Genomic DNA, 22,454 nt, shown 5'->3' on the forward strand with positions numbered 1-22,454 from the left:
ATCAACGAGGCACGTGAAAGGTCACGCCACAGCAGCCTTTGCCCGCGAAGCGACATTCTCCAGCTCAACAGTCTCCGGCGGCTTCATCAAATCCTGGATCTTCTCGGCCAAGTCCGTTGCGCGATATGGCTTATAGAGGAGATGGAGATCGTTGAGCGTCTCTTCGCTATCGAAGTAGCCGGTTGTCAGGAGAACTTGAATCTCCGGGTGCTCTTGTTGGATGAGACGTGCAAGATCAACACCACTCAGCTCTCCCGGCATCCGGACATCGGAGAGCACGAGAGAGATATCTCTCTTCTTCTTCAGGATCCGGGCAGCCTCATCACCGCTCTCGGCCTCATGGACGATGAAGCCGAGCGAGCTAAGCGTCGATGTGGCGACCTGACGGACGGCAGGGTTGTCCTCGACCACCAGGACGGTCCGCCCCTCTCCGAAAGGCGTGGCAACGCCTGCGTGATTGTGGGACGTATCCTCGGCGACCTCATGTGACCGTGGCAGGAAGATGCGGATTGTCGTTCCCTCGTTCTGCGCACTTTCCACTTCCACCCGGCCATGACACTGCTGAACGAACCCATAGACCATGCTGAGGCCGAGACCCGTGCCCTTACCGCTTTCCTTTGTCGTGAAGAATGGCTCGAAAACTTTGGCAAGCACTTCAGGCGGCATACCGACACCCGTGTCCTGAACGGCAATCTCCACATAGTTTCCGCTCGGAACAGGCTTTCCTTCTTCAACCACTTGGTTTGCGACGGTGATTGTCAGATCGCCGCCGTCCGGCATGGCGTCGCGGGCATTCACGGCAAGGTTCAGCAGAGCCGCTTCGAATTGAGCGCGATCGACCTGAATGGGCCAGATGTTTCCATCCGCGCGAACGCTGGCGTTAATATTCTCGCCGAGTGTCCTGCGCATAAGCTCCAGGAGGCTCGGCATGAGACTCATCACGTCGATCGTCGACACCTGCAGCGCCTGACGACGGGAGAATGTCAGGAGCCGGTAGGTGAGGTCTGCGCAGTGCTGCGCACTCTCCATGGCCATTCGAACCCGCCGCTCCGCCTTCTCATTCCCCTGAATGGATTTCTTGAGAAGGTCGAGATTTCCGATAACGACGCTCAGCATGTTGTTGAAGTCGTGAGCGATGCCGCCCGTGAGGCGGCCGACGGCTTCGAGCTTGCTGGCATGGAGCAGGTTCTGCTCCATCTGCTTGCGTTCGGTGATGTCGAACCACATCCCGAAGAACTCGCGGGGGCGGCCTTCGTCGTCACGCATGAGAACCGTCTGATCGAGAAAGTATCGCTCGACGCTGTCCGCGCAGAGCCAGCGATATTCGAGGCTGACGGCCCCTTCCTCCTCCAGGTGCTTGAGTTCGTTCAGAACTCTGTCCCGATCCTCGTCGTTGATCCGGGACGACCAGAAATCCGACCGTTCGAGGAAGGCCCCAGGCCCGAAGCCGGTGATCCGCTCGATGCTTTCATTGGTGAAATGAAGCTGCCGGTGGTCTTCCTGCACGGAAGCCGTGTAGAGCGCAATCGGCAGCGATTGCAGAACGATGCCCTGATGCTCCTCGCGCCGCCGCAGGGCCTGCTCGGCCTTCAGCTTCTCGCTGCGGACCCGCAGGTTGTCCATGAGCAGATGCCGCTCCTGCTCAGCCTGACGGCGGATCTCCTCCGTCTTGCGATAGAGATCGACGAAGATATCCACCTTCGACTTGAGGATCAGAGGCTCGATGGGCTTGAAGACGTAGTCGACCGCACCTGCCGAATACCCCTTGAAGACGTGCATGTCGTCTTTGTTGAAGGCGGTCAGGAACAGGATCGGCACCCGCGATGAGCGGGGCCTGTTTCGGATCAGACTGGCAACCTCATAGCCATCCATGCGAGGCATCTGCACATCGAGAAGGATGGCCGCGAAATCGTCCTGCAGAACATGACGCAAGGCGGATTCGCCCGAGTCGGCGGTGACGATCTCCACACCGGGAGACCGCAACACCTCTTCCACGGCGATCAGATTCCTGGGGTCGTCATCGACCACCAGGATCTTGGCCAGGATGGGATCCGCCAAGGGGCGGGCCGAGACCAGATGAAACTCATCCGCCCCCGAACCCGCATCTACCCGCCCAGCGTCTTCCATCATGAGTTCAACCCGACCCCTGCCGCGCCATTGGGAGCAGTCTTCCCTTCAGGGATATAGGTGCTCCGGCTGAGTTGAACGCGCAGGACGGCAAGAAGCTGATCGATATCCACAGGCTTCGACACATAATCCGTCGCGCCCGATTCGAGACACTTCTCACGATCGCCCTTCATCGCCTTGGCGGTCACGGCGACCAGCGGAAGATCACGGTATTGCGGGATGTTACGGATCTCCCGCATGGTTTCGTAGCCATCCATTTCCGGCATCATGATGTCGACCAAAGCAACATCGATATCCGGATTGGCCTGAAGCTTCTCGATGCCTTCCAGGCCGTTCTCCGCGAAGATGACGGACAGCCCATGTTGCTCAAGCGCGCTCGTCAGCGAGAAGATGTTGCGCATGTCATCATCGATGATGAGCACCTTGCGGCCGTCGAGCGATCCATCGGCGCGATGTTCGACGATGATGTGCTTCTCCTCGGGAATGGCGCTGATCGCCCGATGGAGGAACAACGCCGTGTCGTTGAGAAGCCGCTCGGACGAGCCCTCGCCTTTGACCACGATCGTCGCGGCGATGTTCTGCAATCGACGCTCCTCATCCCTGGTGAGGTCCTGGCCGGTGTAGATGACGATCGGCAGTTCCTCGCCGCCCTGCGTCTTGCGAATACGCTCGATCAGTTCGGCACCGGGCAGATCCGGCAGGCCGAGGTCCACGATGGCACAATCGAAGGGTCGCACCTGGATGACCTCCAGAGCGCCTTCGGCCGTTCCCACGGCGGTGACGTCGACCTGCTCGTTCTTCATGAGCTCAGACAAGCTCATGCGCTGATTGTCATCGTCCTCGACGAGGAGAAGCTTCTTCACCGGTCGATCGATGAACTCCTTCGTGCGGTTGAGTGCTCCCATGAGAGCCTCGCGGTCGACAGGCTTCTCGAGAAAACCGAAGGCGCCGGCCTTGAGGCCGCGCTTCTTCTGATCGTCGACCGAGATCACATGGATGGGAACATGCCTCGTCCTCGGGTCATGCTTCAACAGATCGAGGAGCGCCCACCCGTCCATGTCGGGCAAGCCGATGTCGAGGGTGATCGCATGCGGCTTGTAGCGATGGGCCAAGGCAAGCGCCGAAGCGCCGTCCATGGCGATAAGCCCCTTGAAGCCCTCCTCCCGCGCGAGCTCCAACAGCACTGAGGCGAACATCGCATCATCCTCAATGATGAGCACGATGCGGTCCCCTATGGTGATCGCATGGCGATCATCGAGGGACGCTGAGAGCGCCATCGCGGCTGAAGGCTGCCGGATCATCGCTCCGGATGCATCCTCTGAAGGCGCGTAGGACCCCGCTCCGTCGCCAATCGCTCGCGCTGCGGATGCCGTGCTGAGCGTACCATGGCTTGAAGGGGGCTCCACGGGCACGAAGAGCGTGAAGGTGGACCCGCTCCCCGGTGTGCTCGACACCACGATCTCGCCGCCGAGAAGCCGCGCGATCTCGCGGCTGATCGACAGGCCGAGACCGGTTCCACCATACTTGCGGCTCGTGGTCCCGTCCGCCTGCTGGAAGGCTTCGAAGATGATCCGCTGCTTTTCCTCCGGGATGCCAATGCCGGTATCCGTGACGGACATGGCGATCCATTGGCTTCCAGCCCGCAGCGGCGAACCTTCGGCGGATCCGATCTGAAGCGTCACGCCTCCACGTTCCGTGAATTTGAAGGCATTCGAGAGAAGGTTGCGCAGCACCTGCTGCAGGCGCTTCGAATCCGTTCTGATGGCCAGCGGGAGCTTCGGATCAACCTCAACCTGGAAGTTGAGTTTTCTCTCCTCCGCCACCTGACGGAAGGTCCGATCCATGTTCTCGACGAGATCCTTGAACGCGACGTTGGAGACCTCGAGGCTGACCGTTCCGGATTCGATCTTGGACAGATCCAGAATGTCGTTGATGAGCGACAGGAGATCGGAGCCGGCAGCGTGGATCGTTTTTGCGAACTCCTTCTGCTTGTCGGTGAGATTGCCTTCGGAATTCTCGGTCAGAAGCTTCGAGAGGATGAGAAGCGAGTTGAGGGGCGTCCTCAGTTCATGGCTCATATTGGCCAGGAACTGCGACTTGTAGCGCGAGGTCAGGGAGAGCTGCTCGGCCTTCTCCTCAAGGGCAGTCTTGGCGATGGAGACTTCCTGGTTCTTTGTCTCCACTTCCCGCTTCTGAATCTCAAGCAGGCGAGCCTTGTCCTCGAGCTCCTCGTTGGTCTTCTGGAGCACGTCCTGCTGCTGCCGCAGAAGCTCCTCGGACTGGCGCAGCGTGGCTGCCTGTTGCTCCAGACGATCGTTGGTGTTCCGCAACTCCTCCTGCTGGCTCTGCAGCTCGGTGGTCAGAAGCTGGGACTGCTTTAGGAGGCCTTCCGTCCGCATGTTCGCCGCGATCGTATTGAGAACGATACCGATCGACTCCGTCAGCTGGTCCAGGAAGGACTGATGGGTCTCAGAAAAGCGGTTGAAGGAGGCGAGCTCGATCACCGCCTTGACCTCCTGCTCGAACAGAACCGGCAGGACGATGATGTTGAGCGGCGCGGCCTCGCCAAGAGCCGAACCGATCTTGATGTAGTCGTTCGGTGCGTTGGTGAGGAGAATGCGCTTCTTCTCGTAAGCCACCTGTCCGACGAGACCCTCCCGCAGGCGGAAGCGGTTTCCAAGGTGCTTCCGCTCAGTGAAGGCATAGGAAGCAACGAGCTCCAGGGTCGGCTCATCGCCACGATTCTCGACTGTGTAGAAGACACCCTGCTGAGCGTTCACCAGCGGGGCAATCTCCGAAAGGATCATGTTCGACACGGTGGCGAGATCGCGCTCGCCCTGCAGCATGCGGGTGAACTTGGCGAGGTTGGTCTTCAGCCAATCCTGCTCCGCATTCTTGAGCGTCGTATCGCGCAAGTTGCGGATCATCTCGTTGATGTTGTCCTTGAGCGCTGCAAGCTCGCCCAGGGCTTCCGCGGTGATCGACCGGGTCAGGTCACCGCGCGTCACCGCCGTGGCGACTTCCGCGATGGCTCGCACCTGGTTGGTCAGGTTGGCGGCAAGCTGGTTCACGTTGTCGGTGAGATCGCGCCAGAGGCCCGATACGCCTTCCACTCGGGCTTGGCCGCCGAGCTTGCCTTCGGTGCCCACCTCTTTCGCCACGCGGGTGACTTCCGAGGCGAAGGAGTTGAGCTGGTCCACCATGGTGTTGATGGTGTTCTTCAGCTCCAGCATCTCGCCTTTGACATCGACGGTGATCTTCTTCGACAGATTGCCGTTCGCCACCGCGGTGGTGACATCCGCGATGTTTCGCACCTGACCTGTCAGGTTGGCCGCCATCATGTTGACGTTATCGGTGAGGTCCTTCCAGGTGCCGCCGACACCACGGACTTGCGCCTGTCCACCGAGTTTTCCTTCCGTGCCCACCTCGCGGGCCACGCGGGTCACCTCGGACGCGAACGAGTTCAGCTGGTCCACCATGGTGTTGATGGTGTTCTTCAGCTCCAGCATCTCGCCCTTGACGTCCACCGTGATCTTCTTCGACAGGTCGCCGTTTGCGACCGCCGTCGTTACGTCCGCGATATTACGCACCTGGCCGGTGAGGTTCGCGGCCATCATGTTGACGTTGTCGGTGAGGTCCTTCCAGGTGCCGGCGACGCCTTTCACCTGCGCCTGACCGCCGAGTTTACCCTCGGAACCCACCTCGCGGGCCACGCGGGTCACCTCGGAAGCAAACGAGTTCAGCTGGTCCACCATGGTGTTGATGGTCGACTTCAGCTCCAGCATTTCGCCTTCGACCACGACAGTGATCTTCTTCGACAGGTCGCCCGTCGCGACGGCAGTCACGACTTCGGCGATGCCGCGCACCTGACCGGTGAGGTTCGCCGCCATGAGGTTCACGTTGTCGGTCAGGCCTTTCCAGACGCCGCCGACGCCCTTCACCTGCGCCTGGCCGCCGAGCTTCCCCTCGGAGCCCACCTCTTTCGCCACGCGGGTCACTTCCGAGGCGAACGAGTTCAACTGGTCCACCATGGTGTTGATGGTGTTCTTCAACTCAAGAAGCTCACCGCGCACGTCGACGGTGATCTTCTTCGACAGGTCGCCGTTGGCCACCGCGGTGGTGACATCCGCGATGTTACGCACCTGGCCGGTGAGGTTGGCCGCCATCATGTTCACGTTGTCGGTGAGGCCTTTCCAGACACCGCCGACGCCCTCCACTCGGGCTTGGCCGCCGAGCTTGCCTTCCGTGCCGACCTCTTTCGCAACACGCGTCACTTCCGAGGCGAACGAGTTCAGCTGGTCCACCATGGTGTTGATGGTGTTCTTCAGCTCCAAGAGCTCGCCGCGCACGTCGACGGTGATTTTCTTCGACAGGTCGCCATTCGCCACTGCCGTGGTCACGTCGGCGATGTTACGCACCTGGCCGGTGAGGTTGGCGGCCATCATATTCACATTGTCGGTGAGGTCCTTCCAGGTGCCGCCGACACCCTTCACCTGCGCCTGGCCTCCCAGCTTGCCTTCCGTGCCCACTTCGCGAGCCACGCGGGTCACCTCGGACGCGAAGGAGTTGAGCTGGTCCACCATGGTGTTGATGGTGTTCTTCAGCTCCAGCATCTCACCCTTGACGTCGACGGTGATCTTCTTCGAGAGGTCACCATTGGCCACTGCGGTCGTCACGTCGGCGATGTTACGCACCTGGCCGGTGAGGTTGGCGGCCATCATGTTCACGTTGTCGGTGAGATCGCGCCACAGGCCGGCGGCGCCGGGCACCAGGGCCTGCCCGCCGAGCTTGCCTTCGATACCCACCTCGCGCGCCACGTTCGTCACCTGATCGGCGAAGGTGGCCAGCGTATCGATCATGCCGTTGATGGTGTCCGCCAGAGCGGCAATCTCACCCTTGGCGTCCACGGTTAGCTTCCGCGTGAGGTTGCCCACGGCAACGGCGGTCACGACCTCGGCGATGCCGCGCACCTGACCGGTGAGGTTCGCCGCCATCATGTTCACGTTGTCGGTCAGATCCTTCCAGGTACCGCCGACACCCTTCACCTGCGCCTGGCCTCCCAGCTTGCCTTCGGTGCCCACTTCTTTCGCCACGCGGGTCACTTCGGAGGCGAACGAGTTCAGCTGGTCCACCATGGTGTTGATGGTGTTCTTCAGCTCCAGCATCTCGCCTTTGACATCGACGGTGATCTTTTTCGACAGATTACCGTTCGCAACCGCGGTCGTCACTTCAGCGATGTTACGCACCTGGCCGGTGAGGTTCGCGGCCATCATGTTCACGTTGTCGGTCAGGTCCTTCCAGGTGCCGGCGACGCCCTTCACCTGGGCTTGTCCGCCGAGCTTGCCTTCGGTGCCCACTTCCTTGGCCACGCGGGTCACTTCGGACGCGAACGAGCTCAGCTGGCCCACCATGGTGTTGACCACCTTGCCGATGCGCAGGAACTCGCCGCGCAGGGGGCGGCCCTCGATCTCGAGCTGCATGCTTTGGCTGAGGTCGCCTTTGGCCACAGCGCCGATCACGCGGGCCACTTCGGTCGTCGGCTGGACGAGATCGCCAATCATGGAATTGACCGAGTCGATGCACTCGCTCCAGCAGCCGGTTGCAGCCGAAAGACGCCCGCGCTCGCCGATCCGCCCTTCCTTGCCGACCACCTTGGCAACCCGGTCCAGCTCCTGGGCGAGACCCTTGTTCAGGTCGGCAATGTCGTTGAAGGCCTCGGCAATTTCGCCGTCGATGCCGGTCAAATCGGAAGGCAGGCGCGCGGAGAAGTCGCCTCTCCGGAATGCGCGCAGGGTTTTGAGCAGCAGCTTGGGATCAAGCTGCGAAATGGCGGTTTCGACTTGTGACATAAGGCCCCCTGTTACGCTGTTCCAGGCCTACCCACGCCTGGATCCCCATATGCCGACGTTCCAAAAGCTACTTTGTTCGTCGTTGGATGGAATTCGACCCTGCTTAACGCTTTTCAAGGGACAGGGGTTCCCGAAATTCCGAAAATTTTTCAGGCGCTTTGGAGCTGCAAGACCACGCTCAAGGCCATTGCCCCGGCCCCTGCGTTGCGCTCACATGGGGGCTGCCGTTCCAGGATACCGGCGCCATCACTAACACTAACTCTTAGGGAGCCGCCATGTCACTCTCTTCCTGCTCTTCCCGCCGGCGCATGCTTGGCCTCCTGATCGGAGCCGGGGCCTGCCTCGTCTCCGGGGCCACGCTTGCCCAGCCGGCAACATATCCAACGCGGCCGGTTCGCGTCATCGTACCGTTCACACCGGGCGGCACCACGGACATCTTCGCCCGACTCGTAGGAGAAAAGCTTTCCCAATCCCTTGGGCAGCAATTCGTCATCGAGAACCGCGGTGGCGCTGGCGGCAACATCGGGACGGATGCAGTCGCGAAAGCGCAGCCTGACGGCTACACCCTGGTCATGGGCACGGTCGGGACCCATGCCATCAATCCGAGCCTCTATGCCAAGATGCCTTATGACGCGCTCACCGATTTCGCACCCGTTGCCTATGTGGCCGGCGTGCCGAACCTGATGGTGGTGAGCCCCACGAAGGTGAACGCCACTACCGTGCAGGAATTCATCGCAGAGGCGAAGGCGACTCCGGGCAAGTTCACCATGGCCTCGTCCGGCAACGGCACATCGATCCATCTCTCCGGCGAACTGTTCAAGCAGATGACGGGCGTCGAGATGCCTCACGTGCCCTATCGCGGCAGCGGACCGGCGGTGAACGACCTGATCGGCGGACAGGTGGACGTGATGTTCGACAATCTCCCCTCCTCGATCGAGCACGTGCGCGGCGGAAGCCTGCGGGCCCTGGCGGTCACCTCGTCCAAGCGCTCCCCGGCCGTTCCCGACAAGCCAACGCTCGCGGAGGCTGGCCTTCCTGGATTCGAAGCGACGAGCTGGTTCGCGCTGTTTGCCCCCAAGGGCACGCCTCCGGAGATCACCACCAAGCTGAACCAGGAAGTCCGCAAGGCTTTGGAGACACCGGAGCTGCAGAAGCGCTTTGCCGATCTCGGCGGCGAGATCCAGCCCATGACCCCGGACGAACTCATGGCCTATGTCAGGGCCGAGCACGAGAAATGGGCGAAGGTCGTCAAAGCGTCGGGCGCGAAGGTCGACTAACGGAACGAGGGGTGGGAGCTGCCCTCCGGCAGCTCCCACCAGCTTAGTGCCATCCCGATAGCGTCAATATTCCCACTCGAACCCGAGCCCGACGGAGGTGCCGCCTTCGGCGTTCACCTCGCCCTGAGCCTTGAGGCGCCGCGTCAGGTCGATATCCACCGTGACGCCGCTTTCCTCAGGCCGTGCGCCGGCTCTCACGCCCACACGCACATTGTCGCTGATATAGCGCGAGACACCGACCCCTGGCCCGCCTGCGCCAACCGTGATGTCGAGACTGTCGACGCCCAGAGATCGGCGCAGGCGCTCGAACGCATCGTTGCCGGAGCCGCCGGAGAGCTGTGCCACGGCCTGCGCAAGTTGCAGGGCCTGGCCTGCGGAGAGACCGCCGGAGGGCCTCTGGAACAGGATGCGGGACAGCACCTCGTCCTGAGGCAGGTCGGGGCTGGAGCTGAACGCAAATTCCGGACTTGAGGCCGGCCCGGTCACGGCGATGCGTGCCGTCACGTCCCCGGCCTGCGTCTCGGCCAGGAAATCGAGCGATGGCGTGAGGTCGCCGGTGAAGTCCAGGCGGCCGCGCACGAAGTCGATCCTTTGACCCAGAAGATCGAAGCGTCCGCGGCGCAGTTCGAAGGCGCCGATGGCAACAGGATTCTGCGTTGTCCCCTGCAGTCTCAGGTCGCCGCCGAGTTCCGCGTTGATCCCTCTTCCCCGCACGAAGATGCGGTTCTGTGCCGTCAGCGTCAGATCGAGCTCAGCCCTGAAGGGCGTGCCCCGGGCGGAGGCGGATTGCCGTCGCTGCGCCAGAGCCAGGCGCGCCGCAGCAGTCGGCGTGGGCCGCACATGCTTCGTTCCTGGCAGCGGCCGCAAGGTCGTCGGCAGGCGGTCGGGCACGGAGACATTCATCGTGATGATGTCGATGCGTCCCACTGCCCGCGGCCGGCTGGCCAGGGGACCGGAGAGCGTCAGGTCCAAGTCCGCGCTCGCCTCGACGGTTTCGTTGGATACGAGCTGCGCCCGGCTGCCAGTGATCCGGATCTCGCCAGGAAAGCCTGCCGCCGGATCGATCGTCACCTGCCCCCGGGCCGCAAGGGAGCCGCCATTCGGCGTCTGCGCCGTCAGGCTCTCGATGGCGAGCACCTCACCGCGCGCGGCAAGCCGTCCGGCGATGCCGTTCAGCTGGATGCCCTGCAAAGCATCGGAGAAACTGCCATTAGCGATGGTCACACTTCCCTCTATTCGAGGGTCGGAGAGAGTTCCGGCGATGGCAAGATCCAGATTGGCCGCGCCGGTAAGCCGCTGGCCAGAGGCCGACAGGATCGTGTTGGCGATGGCAAGGTCGGCGCGACCCGAAACCCTGAGCGCAAGCTCACCTGCCGCATCGATCGGAACGCTGCCGGAGACCTGGAATGTGCCGGCGCGTCCGGCAGACACCCTGGCATCGACTCCGACGCGCTGATCGGCCAGCCGACCCTGGGCTTCGATGCCGAGCGGCGGCAGCCCCGCCTGGCGGGTCCGCGCTGTTGCAAGACCGGACAGGGAAAGACGATAGGTTCCGCTTGGATTGCTCGCTGTACCTGTGATGGCAGCAGTACCATTGGCCGTGCCGGCGAGGCCGAGATTCGGCACGAGGATCTCGGCCGTCTGAAGCGGCAGGTTGCGAATATCGACGTCGAGATCGAGCCTGTCGCCGACGGTGCCCGAGAGGGCAACGCGCCCCTGATCGGCCGCGATCACGACATTGGACAGGGAAACGGCGCCATCCTGCAGCGTGATGGTGGCGGGCTGGGCCAAAGCCAGGCGCCTGCCGCCGCGCCGCGCACTGAACGAGGCGAGCTCGATCCGTATCGCGTCGCCCGGCACGACGCGGCCCTGCGCATCGAGATTGAACCCCTGCCCGGTGGCCGAGGCCGTGAAGCGCGAGGCTTCGGGCGTGCCTTCGGCCACGAAGCGAATATCCCGGTAGGTCTGACCACCGGCGGTCAGAGCCGCGGCGGAAACGGAGCCATCGATTTGCGGGCGACGATAAAGATCTTCCACTGTCAGTCGCGTGTCGAAGTCCCGCACCGTCACGTCTGCCACCACAAAGCGCGAGCCTCGGGCGGTGAGCTGGATGTCCTGTCCGCCACCGCGCGCCGTGAGTGTGACGACGGCATCGAGCGCTCCATCGAGCTTCGTCAGGACCAGGGGCGAAAGGTCGTCGAAATTGCTGCCCGACAGAGAGATCTCACCCTGCGCCAGCTGGTCGTCACCCAGACGAAGGTTTCCATTCAGGGCAACCGATCCGATATCGATGTCGAGCCGGTCGAGCAGCCAGCCGCCCTCCGGCGGCTTTGCAATATGCAAGGAGCCTGCCGCAGGCTTGTCGTCCACTCTCCCGTCCAGGGTGAGAGCGGCATCAAGCGCACCCGTCACGTCGCGAGCGTTGAGATCCAGCACAAGGCGTGGAATGGAGCGGCCGAGCGCGCGAACATCGGTGAGCGTCGCGGTGCCGGTCACATCAGGGCGCTCAAGGGAGCCCGTGAGACGCGCCGTAACATTCGCCCGTCCCGCCGTGATGCGCTCGTCCACATGCCTCAATGCGTCGATGGTGATGTTGAGGGCCATGTCCGCGGCCGATTGCGTAGCCCGCCCGTCGATACGCGCATCGAGATGCGCACCGTCGACACGGAAATTCTCGAAGGCGAAGCCATTCGGGATGCGGCGCAGCGTGCCCGCGGCGGTGACGGACCGACCGAGGAGGCCGTCAAGGGCCGGTGTCCCGGTCGACAGCTCCCGCAGCCTCGCGTCGATGGCGGCCGCCATGTCATAGCGGCGCGGATTGCCGGTCAACCGCGCCGTCAGGCTGGCCGATCCGCGCAGGGTCCGCCCGGCGATGCCGGAGAACGGGGCGAGCGCCGGAATGCTGGCCTCCAGCGAGCCATCGAGGACAGTCGATCCCACCCGTCCGTTGAAGCTCGCCTGCGCGGTCGATGTCTCGATGCGTGCAGTCTCGACGCTGGCGACACCCTCCAGATCGAAAGAACCGCGCGACGTCACCGTGAGGGTCGGCCCGATAGACCGCGCCAGCGCTTGGTCTGTGGGGCGGATCCCACGGGCGTTGGCGTCGATGGCGAAGGAGAAACGGTCCGGCGGCGAGACGCCCTGCACCGGGTCCATGGTCACCCGGGCGGTCAGCGCTTCCAGGGAGCCCTCCGGCAGCCGGATTTCGGCGGCGTCCAGGGTGCCGTTGATGCGCGGCGCGGTCAGCGGCCCCTGCACGGTGCCGTCGAAGTTGAGCCGGGCGATCTCCGCCTCCCCGGCTCGTGTCCTGCTCCCGTCCGTCGGCAGGGCACGGGCATTGAGCCGGATGTCGAGCACCTGACCGGGGCTGATCGTTCCGTTCATGTCGAAGCGCGCGACGTTGGACGTGATCTGTATCGGCTGGAAGCGGATGCCGCCGTCATCGGCGACGTTCACGTTGCCGACGAGCTGCGTGGTGCCGCTGAAGACGGGAGCGGCCGCCGCCGGCAGGAGCCCCTCGATGCGCGCTGCAAGATCCACGTTGAGGTCGTAGGCGGCATTGACGCGCCTGACGGTCGTGGTGCCCGCCGCACCGATCGTCGGCCCGGCGGTGAAATCGAGCCGGGCCGCGAAGTCGCTCAGCGGTCCCTCCCCGGCAACCTTCAGATCGACGGGGGGAAGGCCAGGGAGATCCAGAAGCCGGGCGGCGATGCCGCCTGCAGGCTCCTGGTGCGTGAGGTCGAGCGAGAGGCGGTTCGTCTGCGGTACGTAATTGAGATCGATCGACAGCTGCCCGGGAGCGTCGAGGCGTTGCGCGGCGAAAGTCAGGTCGAGACCTTCCGCAGGATTGCCGATCTGCGCCGAGCCTGCCGCGGAAAGCCGCGCCTCAGTACCCAGAACCGGCTCGCCGAGCACCAGTTCCTGCAGGGCAAAGCGGTCGACGATCACCCGGACCGGCAGTTCAGGCAGGATCGGCTCGTCGGAAACCGGGGCATCTTCCTCGGCGGGCAGCGGTCGGCGCTGGATCTGGAGACGGCCGATGGTGAGTTCGTCGACTTGAAGCCTTCCGCGCAGGAGCGCCGTCCGGCTCCAGACCAGATTGGCGCGGTCGAGACTGAGCCACACGCCATCCCGGTCGGCGATCCGTATGTCCCGGATGACGGCGTTGGAGGACAGTGCGCCCTCGATGCTGCCGATGGTGACCCGCGTGGTTGGCGTGGAGAGGAGGCGCGAAATCAGGCTGGCCAGCACGCCTTGATCGCTCTGCGCCTGGCTCGGACGCGAGACGAGGAACCAGGAGGCAACCAGCGTCACGGCGAGAAAAGCAGTCAGAAGGGCAAGGGAGCGGATTGGCTTTTTCATCAGAAGGCCTGCCCGATTCCGACATAGATGGCATAGGTTGGATCGCCGCGTTCCCGATTGACCGGAATCGCGACATCCAGGCGGATAGGGCCAATTCCCGTGTAGTAACGCAGCCCTAGGCCAGCGCCGACACGGATGCGCTCGTCGAAATCCGGAAAGCTCGGCTCGAAGGCGGTGCCCGCATCGACGAAGGGCACGATGCCGATCGTGTCGGTGATCTTGATGCGGGCCTCGAGAGATGCCTCCAGCAGGCTCCGTCCGCCGATCGGCTCGCCGAGGAAGGTCGGCCCCAGGCTCCTGTAGGTATAGCCGCGCACGGAGCCGCCGCCGCCGGCGAAGAACCGCCGGTTGGCGGGAATCTCGTCGAGATCTGCCCCGACGATGGAACCGAGGCCGAGGCGCCCGGCCAGCACGTAGCGGGACTCCTCGTCGAGCGAGTAATAGGCCGACGCCGTTCCCCTGGCGATGGTGATCGGCACCGAGGAGCCGAGAAACTCCGGATAGGGCGTCACAGAGGCGATCAGCCTGATGCCTTCCGTGGGGTTGAGCGCGTTGTCGGTGGAATCGTAGCTGAGTGAGACAGGCAGTCCGACCAGGGTGTAGTCGATCTGTCCGAGAACGTCCGAGGTCTGTCCCCGCTCGTATTCGATCCCACCCTGGATCGAGAACGTCTCGCTGAAGCGGTGGCGAATGGCTGCCGTCGCGTTGACGAGGCGGCTGGTATAGCCTTCCGTGCGATCCCGCTCGACCAGGGCATCCACCAGCAGGTCGTTGCGGGTGCCCCAGAGGGCGGGCTTCAGGAAGCTTGCACGGAAACGGCCACCGAGATCGCTCCAGTCGAAATCCTCGTCCGGGTCCGTCTGCCCCCCATCTTCTGTCAGGTAGAAGAGATTGCCCTCAAACCTCAGCCGCTCGGCGCCGCCGAACAGGTTGCGATGTGCCCAATAGGCCCTCAGCGCCGGTCCGTCCGTGGTCGAATACTGCGCCGACGCCCCGATTATGCGCGGCGGACGCTCGGTGAGTTCCACGAAGAGCGGCAGGTTTCCGTAAGAATCGAGCGTCTCCGCTTCACGGATGCGAACGGAGGACAGCGCCTCGATCTGGGAGATCGACTTGCGTATCGAGGCCAGTTCAGCCGGCGAGTAAGGATCGCCCGGCTCGGTGTAGATGAAGGAGCGCACCACGGCCGGATCGACGTTTTCGGCTCCCTGGATCGCGATTGGGCCGATGCCTGCCCGAGGGCCCGGGTTGACCGCGAGGCTCACATCCATCGCTTGGGCCGGGTGGAACACCACGGGTTCGCGCCGCTCGACCTTGGCGAAGGGCCGGGACTCGGCGCGGAAGTAATCGACGATGCGTGCTTCGGCGGCCAGAATATCGGCAGAGCGTGCCGGATCGCCCGGCTTGATCTGCACGATCCGCGGCGGGAGTTCCCCCGGCGGGAAGGACCGGCCGGTGCGTGCGTCGAGTACGGCAACATCCCGAAGGGCGAACTGAGGTCCGGGATCCGCGATAATCTGAACGGGCACGAGAGCCCGTGCACGATATCCTGCCACCGCACGTGCTGCGGCCTCGGTACGTGCCGCTTGAAGCGCCAGCGGGACACCGGCAACATTGATCGTGACGCGGGCATTATAGTACCCGGCTCCCCACAGCGCATCGATCAGGCGCGGCAGATCGGCCTCTGCCCGGGCGACCAGGGCTGCGGCATCCGGCGGGGGATCCGACTGAAGGCTCTGCAGCGTCGACGCATCCTTCAGCGTCTGCTCGAGGCCTTTCGTGTTACCGCCGATGGTGTAATCGAGGGAATAAGGCAGGGCGTCCGCGCTGGGAGGAGGCGGATCATCGCTCCCGCCGAACCATCCGAAGAGATCGAATGCGACGGCATGGGTGGACGGCAGTCCACTGAACAGAACGCCTACCAGGAAGAGAAACGCTGTCCTTCGAATGGTGCTCAGCCGCAGCACTTGAGGCACTCTCTCCCTGATGCAGGATTACTACTAGATCTCACAACACGGTCCCGCTGACTTCAGGAGCCGTGCTCTGACCTGTCGAGGTTCGACAGGTGCGTACCTAACCATAGTTTCCCCAGCGGCAAAACCCCGGCCAGACGATTTCAAGTTAATTGTTGATGAAACGCATCGGCATTGGGGGAAACAAGGAAAACATCCGTATCACCGCTTGCCCTCAGCCCTGCACAGTGAAGATATGTTGCAGTAGGCGCTCTCGAATTTGTCGAAGTTCTGCCACTATTCAGACAATTTATCTAAGCGACGCCTGCACAGGCGAGCATCGATGCTCGCCTGTGCAGGCGGTGTTGTTTCACATGAAACAAAGAAGCTTCAATTCGCCTCCCTCATCCCTCAGGAGGGCGGCTCCGGCGTTTAAGCCATAGGGGCAGGATGAGCCTCGTCAGTTTGGGGCGGCTCGACCACCCGGCGGTACAGATGCCAGGTCGCATGTCCGAGGACAGGCATGACGATTGCGAGGCCCACGAAGAGCGGAAGTGATCCGACGAGGAGCGCTGCCGCGACGATCAAGCCCCACAAGGCCATGGTAAGCGGGTTCATCACCACCGCCTTGACGGATGTGTAGACAGCCACAGCCGCGCCCACATCCCGATCGAGCAGAAGCGGGAATGAAATGACGCTGATGCTCAGAACCGCAACGGCAAAGCAGAAACCGAGAATGTTGCCGATGATGACAAGTCTCATGCCGTCCGTGGTTGCGAGCACCTGATTGACGAACTGCGAGTAGGATGCGGGCACCTCATAGCCAAAAATGGATTGATACAGGGTGCGCGCCGATGTCAGCCACATGAGGAAGATCACGAGCAGCAGCACGCCGAGTGCCGCAATCGAGGGGATCGACGGCGATTTGAGGACGTCGAAAGCATCCCTCCAGGACGAGGACAGACCGAGTTCCCGACGCCTGCTGATCTCATACAAACCAATGGCCGCGAAGGGGCCTACGAGAGCAAAGCCCGAGACCAGCGGGTAGAGCAGCGGCAATGCATTGTTGCTGAACGTCAGAGCCGCAAGGCACGCACCAATGACAGGATAGATCAGCCCAATGAAGACCAGGTGGGAGGGCATCGCCCAGAAATCATCGAACCCCTTCGCCAGCGCCTCCTTCAAATCGGCGGGAGTGATCTTCCTGACGACCGGATGAGACGGGACATCGCTTGCACCGGCGACAATGTGAAATTGAGCCATAACCGCTCCTCCAGGGCTGAACCTTGGCAGCTGAGATCACGGCCTGCGTGGCGATGAGACGGTTACGCGTGGCCGTAACCTATGCAATGAGTATACGCTCGAACCGGGAAGATGTCGTCCTTGAACGGATTATCAAGCGGCAAGGCGAGCCGTCAGCGCTTGTTATGATAGGGACGCCCCTGAAACTTTAGAACGACGAGGCATCCCTTGGCAGACTGGAACGCTGGACAATACCTCAAATTCGAAGACGAACGGACACGGCCCGCGATCGACCTGATCGGGCGTGTTCCCCTGGCGAAGATCCGCAGCGCCGTCGATATCGGGTGCGGGCCCGGAAACAGCACGGAACTGATCGTCGATCGCTACCCGGACGCGCGGGTGCTCGGGCTCGACAACTCGCCCGACATGCTCGCCAAAGCACGGGTCCGCTTGCCTCAGGTCGCTTTCCAGGAAGAGGACATCGCGGCCTGGAATCCGGACGAGCGCTACGATCTGATCTTCGCCAACGCCGTCCTGCAATGGCTGCCGAACCATCAGCGCCTGCTCGCAAAACTCGCCTCCTGCCTGGAGGCAGACGGGTGCCTTGCCGTCCAGATGCCCAACAACCTGAATGAACCCTCGCACAGGCTCATGCGGAAGGTCGCACAGGAGGGACCCTGGGCGGAAAAGCTGAAAGCTGCGTCCGTATCCAGAGAGGAGATCGGATCGTTTGAAGACTACTATTCATGGCTGCTGCAGGCTGGATGCTCGGCGGATCTCTGGCAGACCACCTATGTTCATCCGCTGGCGGATGCGGGAGCCATCGTCGAGTGGCTCAAGGGCACGGGGTTGAGGCCCTATCTGGATCCTCTCTCGCCGGAGGAGCAGTCCGGGTTCCTGGATCAGTATCACGCAGAGATCGAGAAAGCCTATCCGGCGCAAGCGGACGGCAGGGTTCTTCTGCGCTTCCCACGCCATTTCATGGTCGCCCTAAAACAGTGAGGTCTGCCACGCACTCCGATGGGTGATATCCGACACATCGCTGGCTCTCTCACATCCTCCATATTGTAACCCATGGACATCTTGAGCCGTCCAAGACAATAGCCAGTCCTTTGGCAGCGGAGAGACATCATGACGTGGAGATGGACAGGTCACCGGGCAGCCGCTCTTGCTGCGGCGCGGCTCGTCCTCCTGTGCGCTCTGGTGCATCTGTGCTTGAGCGAGACTGCAATGGCTCAGGGCATCGGCTGCGTGCTGCAAACAGCGGCAGGTTCGCAACGGCAGATCCTGCGCTGCCGGGACGGCCTCACCATCGAGGCTGAAGCGGGAGCGGCCTACAACCTCGTGGACGAGAACCGCGACAACCGGCCCGATGCGGTGAACCTGCAGGGCCGCGCCATCTTCATCGATGCGCCGGCGCAATCCGCACGGCAGGGTTTCCAGATCATGACGCCGCAGGCCATCGCCGCTGTGCGCGGCACGCAATGGGCCGTCGACGTGAGCGGCACTCGGACATCCGTCCTCGTGGTGACGGGGCGGGTCGCGGTGCGGCGGGTCTCAGGCAATACCCGAGGAGTCAGTCTTGGGCCTGGAGAGGGTGTGGACGTGGAGGCCGGCACATCGCCCCTCGTCGTGCGGCGCTGGCCCGCCGCCCGCGCCGCCGCCCTTCTCGCCCGGCTCGGACGCTAAGCCCTCATGGGCAGGCGATTTGCCATACCGCTGATCGCCGCTGCCCTGGCGGCCCTGTGGGGCGCAGGGCTGGCTTTCTGGCACTGGCAGGGCGGCTCCTCCCTATTCGATCGGCTCGAGGCTCCCCTCGCCGACCTGCGGTTTGTGATCCAAGGCTCGCGCCCGGCTCCGGACGGCATCACGATCCTGGCCATCGATGACGAGACGGTGCAGCAGGTCGGCGCCTATCCCCTGCCCCGTACTACGATGGCGCAGCTCGTCTCGAATGTCGGACGCATGCAGCCGAAGGCCGTTGCGCTCGACATCCTTTTCGTCGACCCTGGGTCGGCGGACGGTGATCTGGCGCTTGCCAAGGCTCTGGGCGAGACGCGGGGCGTCCTGGCGGCCGCAGGCCTGTTCGAGCGCAGCGCGCAGCAGGCTCCTCACCCTGTAAGCACAGCGCCTGACGACCTCCCCATGGTCCAGAGGCTTCTGCTGCCTGTCGGAACTCTGGCCAGCACCTCGGCGATCGGTGTCGTGAACATCGCCACGGATCCATCCGGGGTGCCGCGGCACATTCCGCTTCTGGTGCGCTCAGGCTCTCAGATCATCCCGTCATTCCCGCTCCGCACCGTCTCCGTTGCCATGGGACGCGATCCGGTTCTCCGCGCAGATGAAGTTGCCATCGGTGACGTAGCGACTAGCACTGACAGCCGATATGCGCTTGCCCTCCGTTTCTATGGCCCGTCCGGCACCATTCGCACCATCAGCGCCAGCGATGTCCTGAACGGACAGGCCGATGAAGATGCGTTTCGGGACCGGATCGTCGTGATCGGCGCGACGGTGACAGGAGGCGGCGATGCCTTTCCGACACCCTTCGATCCGGTGTTGCCGGGAGTCGAGGTCCTGGCAACCGCAATGGCGCATCTGGTGGAGGGCGACGGATTGGTGCGCGACCGGCGTGTGCGGCTCATCGATGGCTCTGTCGCGATCGTGCTGCCGGTCCTGTTCGTTCTGCTCCTCGCCTGGCACCGGGGCATCTGGGGATTTGCGATCATCACTGTCGTCACGGCCGCATGGATCGGGCTGACCGTCGCGGCCTTCACGCAAGGCATCTGGCTCAACGCCACCCTTCCGCTTCTGGCGGCTTTGCCACCGGCCGTGGTCTTCGGAGCGGCGGAGCTCTGGCTCGACAGGCGGCGCGCAGACAGGCTCAGCATGCAAAGCAGAACCTTGCGCCGCTTCCAGCCCCCGAGCCTTACCAGGCGGCTCGCCGAGGATCCTGCTTTCCTCATGAAGCCGGTGCGCCAGAAGGCAGCCGTGATCTTCATTGATCTGTCGGGCTTCACGGGCCTGAGCGAGATTCTGCCTCTCGACGAAACCCGCGAGGTGCTGCGCGGCTTTCACGCTCTCGTGGATCAGGAGGCAGTGCGCCATCAGGGCATCGTTGCCAGCTTTATGGGCGATGGCGCAATGATCCTGTTCGGGCTGCCGGATTCCTCGCCTGAGGATGCCTGCCATGCGGTGGAGGCCTGTGTCGGCCTCTGCCAGCGGACGGAAGAGTGGATGGCCGCGTTGCCCGATGCAATTGCGTCGCAGATCGGCTTCAAGATCGGCGCTCACTTCGGGGAGATCATCGCATCCCGCCTGGGCGGCGACAGCCATCAGCACATCACGGCCATCGGGGATACGGTCAATGTGGCGAGCCGGTTGATGGAGGTCGCCGCCTCGCACGAAGCGGATGTGGCTCTGAGCGACGATCTTCACCGTGCGGCAGGCGAGGCTTGTTCGATCTTCGAATCCGGTCACCTGGATGGAACGTTTCAGACGGCGATACGTGGTCGATCCGGCTCCATACCAATCTGGCTCTGGAGAAGGAGCCGCGCCCTCAACCTCATGCGTTGGGGCTCCGGTGACATTCACCGGAGCCCGTTCTAATCATTCCCAATCGTATGCTTCAGAGCTGCTCGGGAGCCGGCATGCCGTTTCCGAACCAGTTCTTCTGCATCAGAGACTTGGCTTCCTCGACCGTTGCCTGATCGCCCTGCGCCTCGGCTGCACGGAGCAGTCCCGCGGCGGCCCAGCCGTTGTTCGGCGAGCGCTGCAGGGCCTCGCGGAACGCCAGCGCTGCCTCGGCGGGCTTGCCCTGTGCCATCAAGGCCGCTCCGAGGGATTGATGCACCGGATAGTACCAGTAGGGCGGCTCCATGTAGGGCAGTCCATCCTGAATTGTCGCAGCCTCCGCGAACAATGCGGCAGCCTGCGCCTGTTCGCCCGCATTCTGCGCAATTCTTGCTTCGATCTCGTGCACCGCGATCGAAAGCACGTCCGGCCCTGGCACGCCGGCATCGGGCAGAGCCATGATCTCAGGGCTCTTTGCCAGCGCGTCTATGGCGCCGGCCTCCGAGCGGGCCTCATCGGCTCGCCCGAGACGGGCTAGGGCGACACCGCGCGCATAATGCCACGCAGCTTTGACATACGGGAAATCACCCTTCGGCGCCGGCAGGGCCAACACTTCCTCGGGCTTCGAAAAGACCGCATGGACATTGTAGGGCCCGGCCATGATAGGCTGTGTCCACGGCACCTCGCGCTGTGCGCGCTCGGACACGATGCTGGAGAGCTTTTTTGCTCCTTCCACGGCCGTTGCGCCATCGCCGCCGGTGAGGGCCGAGACCATCAGGAAGTGAACGTTGTGCGCATAGTAAGCTTCCGAATAGAGAAGGCTCGCGCCTCCCTCATTGACGAGCGCCTCATCGGCCGCCGCCGCACGCATGTTGGAATCGAGGCTCTCGCGCCAGCGTCCGAGCCGATACCAGATATGGCTCGGCATGTGCACCAGATGCCCTGCACCGGGCATCAGGTTTTCCAGGCGCGCCGCATGAGGAGCGGCCCGCTCCGGGCGATCCGATGCCTCGACCGTGTGGATGTAGAGATGAACAGCGCCGGGATGATCGGGATTGGCCGTGATGGGGCTGGATGGCGCTGTTCCGAGAACGCCTTCCAGCAGAGCAACAATTGTCCCCGTCTTGCCCTTGGGCGTCCTGCCGCCATCGGCCCAGTAATCCCACGGGGTGAGATTCATGAGAGCATCCGCCGTGAGAACCGCCACATGCGGATCGTTGGGGAACCGCGTCTGCACCGCCTCCATGGCATCGGCGTAGGCCTGATCGAGAGCCTTGCGGTCGGCCTGGGGATCGGGCGAGTGCCGCTTCGAGAGCGCCTCCACCAACGCGACCTGCATGTCTCCCTGGGCGGGGGCAAGACCGCGCGCCTTCTCAAGCACGGCGAGCGCACGCGCATTCGCATCTGCATCCATCGGGTAGTTGATATGCGGACCGAGCACCCAGGCCTCGCCCCACAGGCACATGGCGCAATTCGGATCAAGCTCCTGCGCAGCCCGGAAGGCGCGTGCTGCTTCCGCATGATTGAAGCCCCAGCCCAGGCGGTAGCCCTGGTTGAAATAGGCCTGAGCCTCCCCGTTCGGAACCTTGGTCACTGCCCACGCGAGAGTGCCGAGATTGTCGCGCAGCCGGGGCTTGGCGTCGGACGTGGGAGCTGCGGCACCGCGCGGCAGATCGCGGCTGTAGGTGCCGAGCTCCGTGCGTTTCGGCTGAACATTGCTGGTTTGCGGCTGCAGTTGCGCAACCGACATATGATGTCCGGAGCCATGATGGTTCGGCGCTTGCAGGGCATGCAGCATCCGGACGCGCGGACTGTCATGGCTGCCGAGCGGACAGGCATGGGCGGCGCTTCCTGCGAGCAGGGCCAGAACGGCCGTTGCGGCGAGCAGAGCGGATCGTGAGGAGCGGCAACGATGGTCGATGTCGAAGGTCGTCATGAACAGATCCTCCTCCCTTGGGACGAGCAGGAGGATAAGGATGGACGCTCATGGTGTCGGTGCTCAGTGGCACATGGGCATCGGATAGATTTGTGCTGAATTTTTACCTTTGTCGGAAGATTTATCGTTACATGCGCGG

Annotated in this window: 10 protein-coding genes; 4 read left to right on the forward strand and 6 right to left on the reverse strand. The window is 63.2% G+C overall.

All coding sequences use genetic code 11. The features are described 5' to 3' along the window. Positions 1 to 21: 21 nt before the first annotated feature. Together MA07_RS12030 and MA07_RS12035 are read right to left on the reverse strand one after the other, a co-directional pair. Entirely contained in the window at positions 22 to 2,127 is a 2,106-nt protein-coding gene (locus tag MA07_RS12030) for a response regulator (protein WP_152568852.1), read from the reverse strand. Further along, on the reverse strand, positions 2,127 to 7,976 hold the full coding sequence (locus MA07_RS12035; protein ID WP_036350833.1) for a HAMP domain-containing protein: 5,850 nt from the start codon (positions 7,974 to 7,976) through the stop codon (positions 2,127 to 2,129). The genes MA07_RS12030 and MA07_RS12035 overlap by 1 nt, the downstream gene beginning before the upstream one ends. Before the next feature lie 275 nt (positions 7,977 to 8,251). Between MA07_RS12035 and MA07_RS12040 the strand changes: the two genes are divergently transcribed. Beyond that, positions 8,252 to 9,253 (forward strand): tripartite tricarboxylate transporter substrate binding protein, encoded by a 1,002-nt coding sequence (locus MA07_RS12040; RefSeq protein ID WP_036350835.1) that lies wholly within the window; start codon positions 8,252 to 8,254, stop codon positions 9,251 to 9,253. Between the two features lie 63 nt (positions 9,254 to 9,316). Here MA07_RS12040 and MA07_RS12045 read toward each other — a convergent pair whose 3' ends face one another. From MA07_RS12045 to MA07_RS12055, 3 genes are all read right to left on the reverse strand, one after another. After that, positions 9,317 to 13,615 carry a translocation/assembly module TamB domain-containing protein gene (locus MA07_RS12045; protein WP_052003107.1) on the reverse strand — a complete coding sequence of 1,433 codons (4,299 nt, stop codon included), beginning with the start codon at positions 13,613 to 13,615 and terminating at the stop codon, positions 9,317 to 9,319. Further along, a complete protein-coding gene (locus MA07_RS12050) occupies positions 13,615 to 15,591 on the reverse strand; it encodes an autotransporter assembly complex family protein (RefSeq protein WP_152568843.1) in 1,977 nt (658 codons plus the stop codon). Before MA07_RS12050 ends, MA07_RS12045 begins: the two co-directional genes overlap by 1 nt. 408 nt (positions 15,592 to 15,999) lie before the next feature. Then, on the reverse strand, positions 16,000 to 16,830 hold the full coding sequence (locus MA07_RS12055) for a DUF2189 domain-containing protein (protein WP_036350840.1): 831 nt from the start codon (positions 16,828 to 16,830) through the stop codon (positions 16,000 to 16,002). A 207-nt stretch (positions 16,831 to 17,037) separates the two neighbouring features. Between MA07_RS12055 and tam the strand changes: the two genes are divergently transcribed. From tam to MA07_RS12070, 3 genes are all read left to right on the forward strand, one after another. Further along, positions 17,038 to 17,811, forward strand: coding sequence for a trans-aconitate 2-methyltransferase (tam, locus tag MA07_RS12060; RefSeq protein ID WP_036350842.1), 774 nt, complete (start codon positions 17,038 to 17,040; stop codon positions 17,809 to 17,811). Between the two features lie 228 nt (positions 17,812 to 18,039). Beyond that, complete coding sequence (locus MA07_RS12065) at positions 18,040 to 18,498, forward strand: FecR family protein (protein WP_152568853.1); 459 nt, start codon at positions 18,040 to 18,042, stop codon at positions 18,496 to 18,498. 6 nt (positions 18,499 to 18,504) lie between these two features. Then, positions 18,505 to 20,415: an adenylate/guanylate cyclase domain-containing protein gene (locus MA07_RS12070; RefSeq protein ID WP_052003109.1), complete on the forward strand. Its 1,911-nt coding sequence runs from the start codon at positions 18,505 to 18,507 to the stop codon at positions 20,413 to 20,415. 19 nt (positions 20,416 to 20,434) lie between these two features. On the opposite strand, the gene MA07_RS12075 is transcribed toward MA07_RS12070, so the two are convergent. Further along, entirely contained in the window at positions 20,435 to 22,315 is a 1,881-nt protein-coding gene (locus tag MA07_RS12075; RefSeq protein ID WP_052003110.1) for a tetratricopeptide repeat protein, read from the reverse strand. Between the last annotated feature and the right edge of the window lie 139 nt (positions 22,316 to 22,454).

It is taken from the genome of Microvirga sp. BSC39, assembly GCF_000739015.1.
In the GTDB taxonomy this organism is placed as follows: domain Bacteria; phylum Pseudomonadota; class Alphaproteobacteria; order Rhizobiales; family Beijerinckiaceae; genus Microvirga.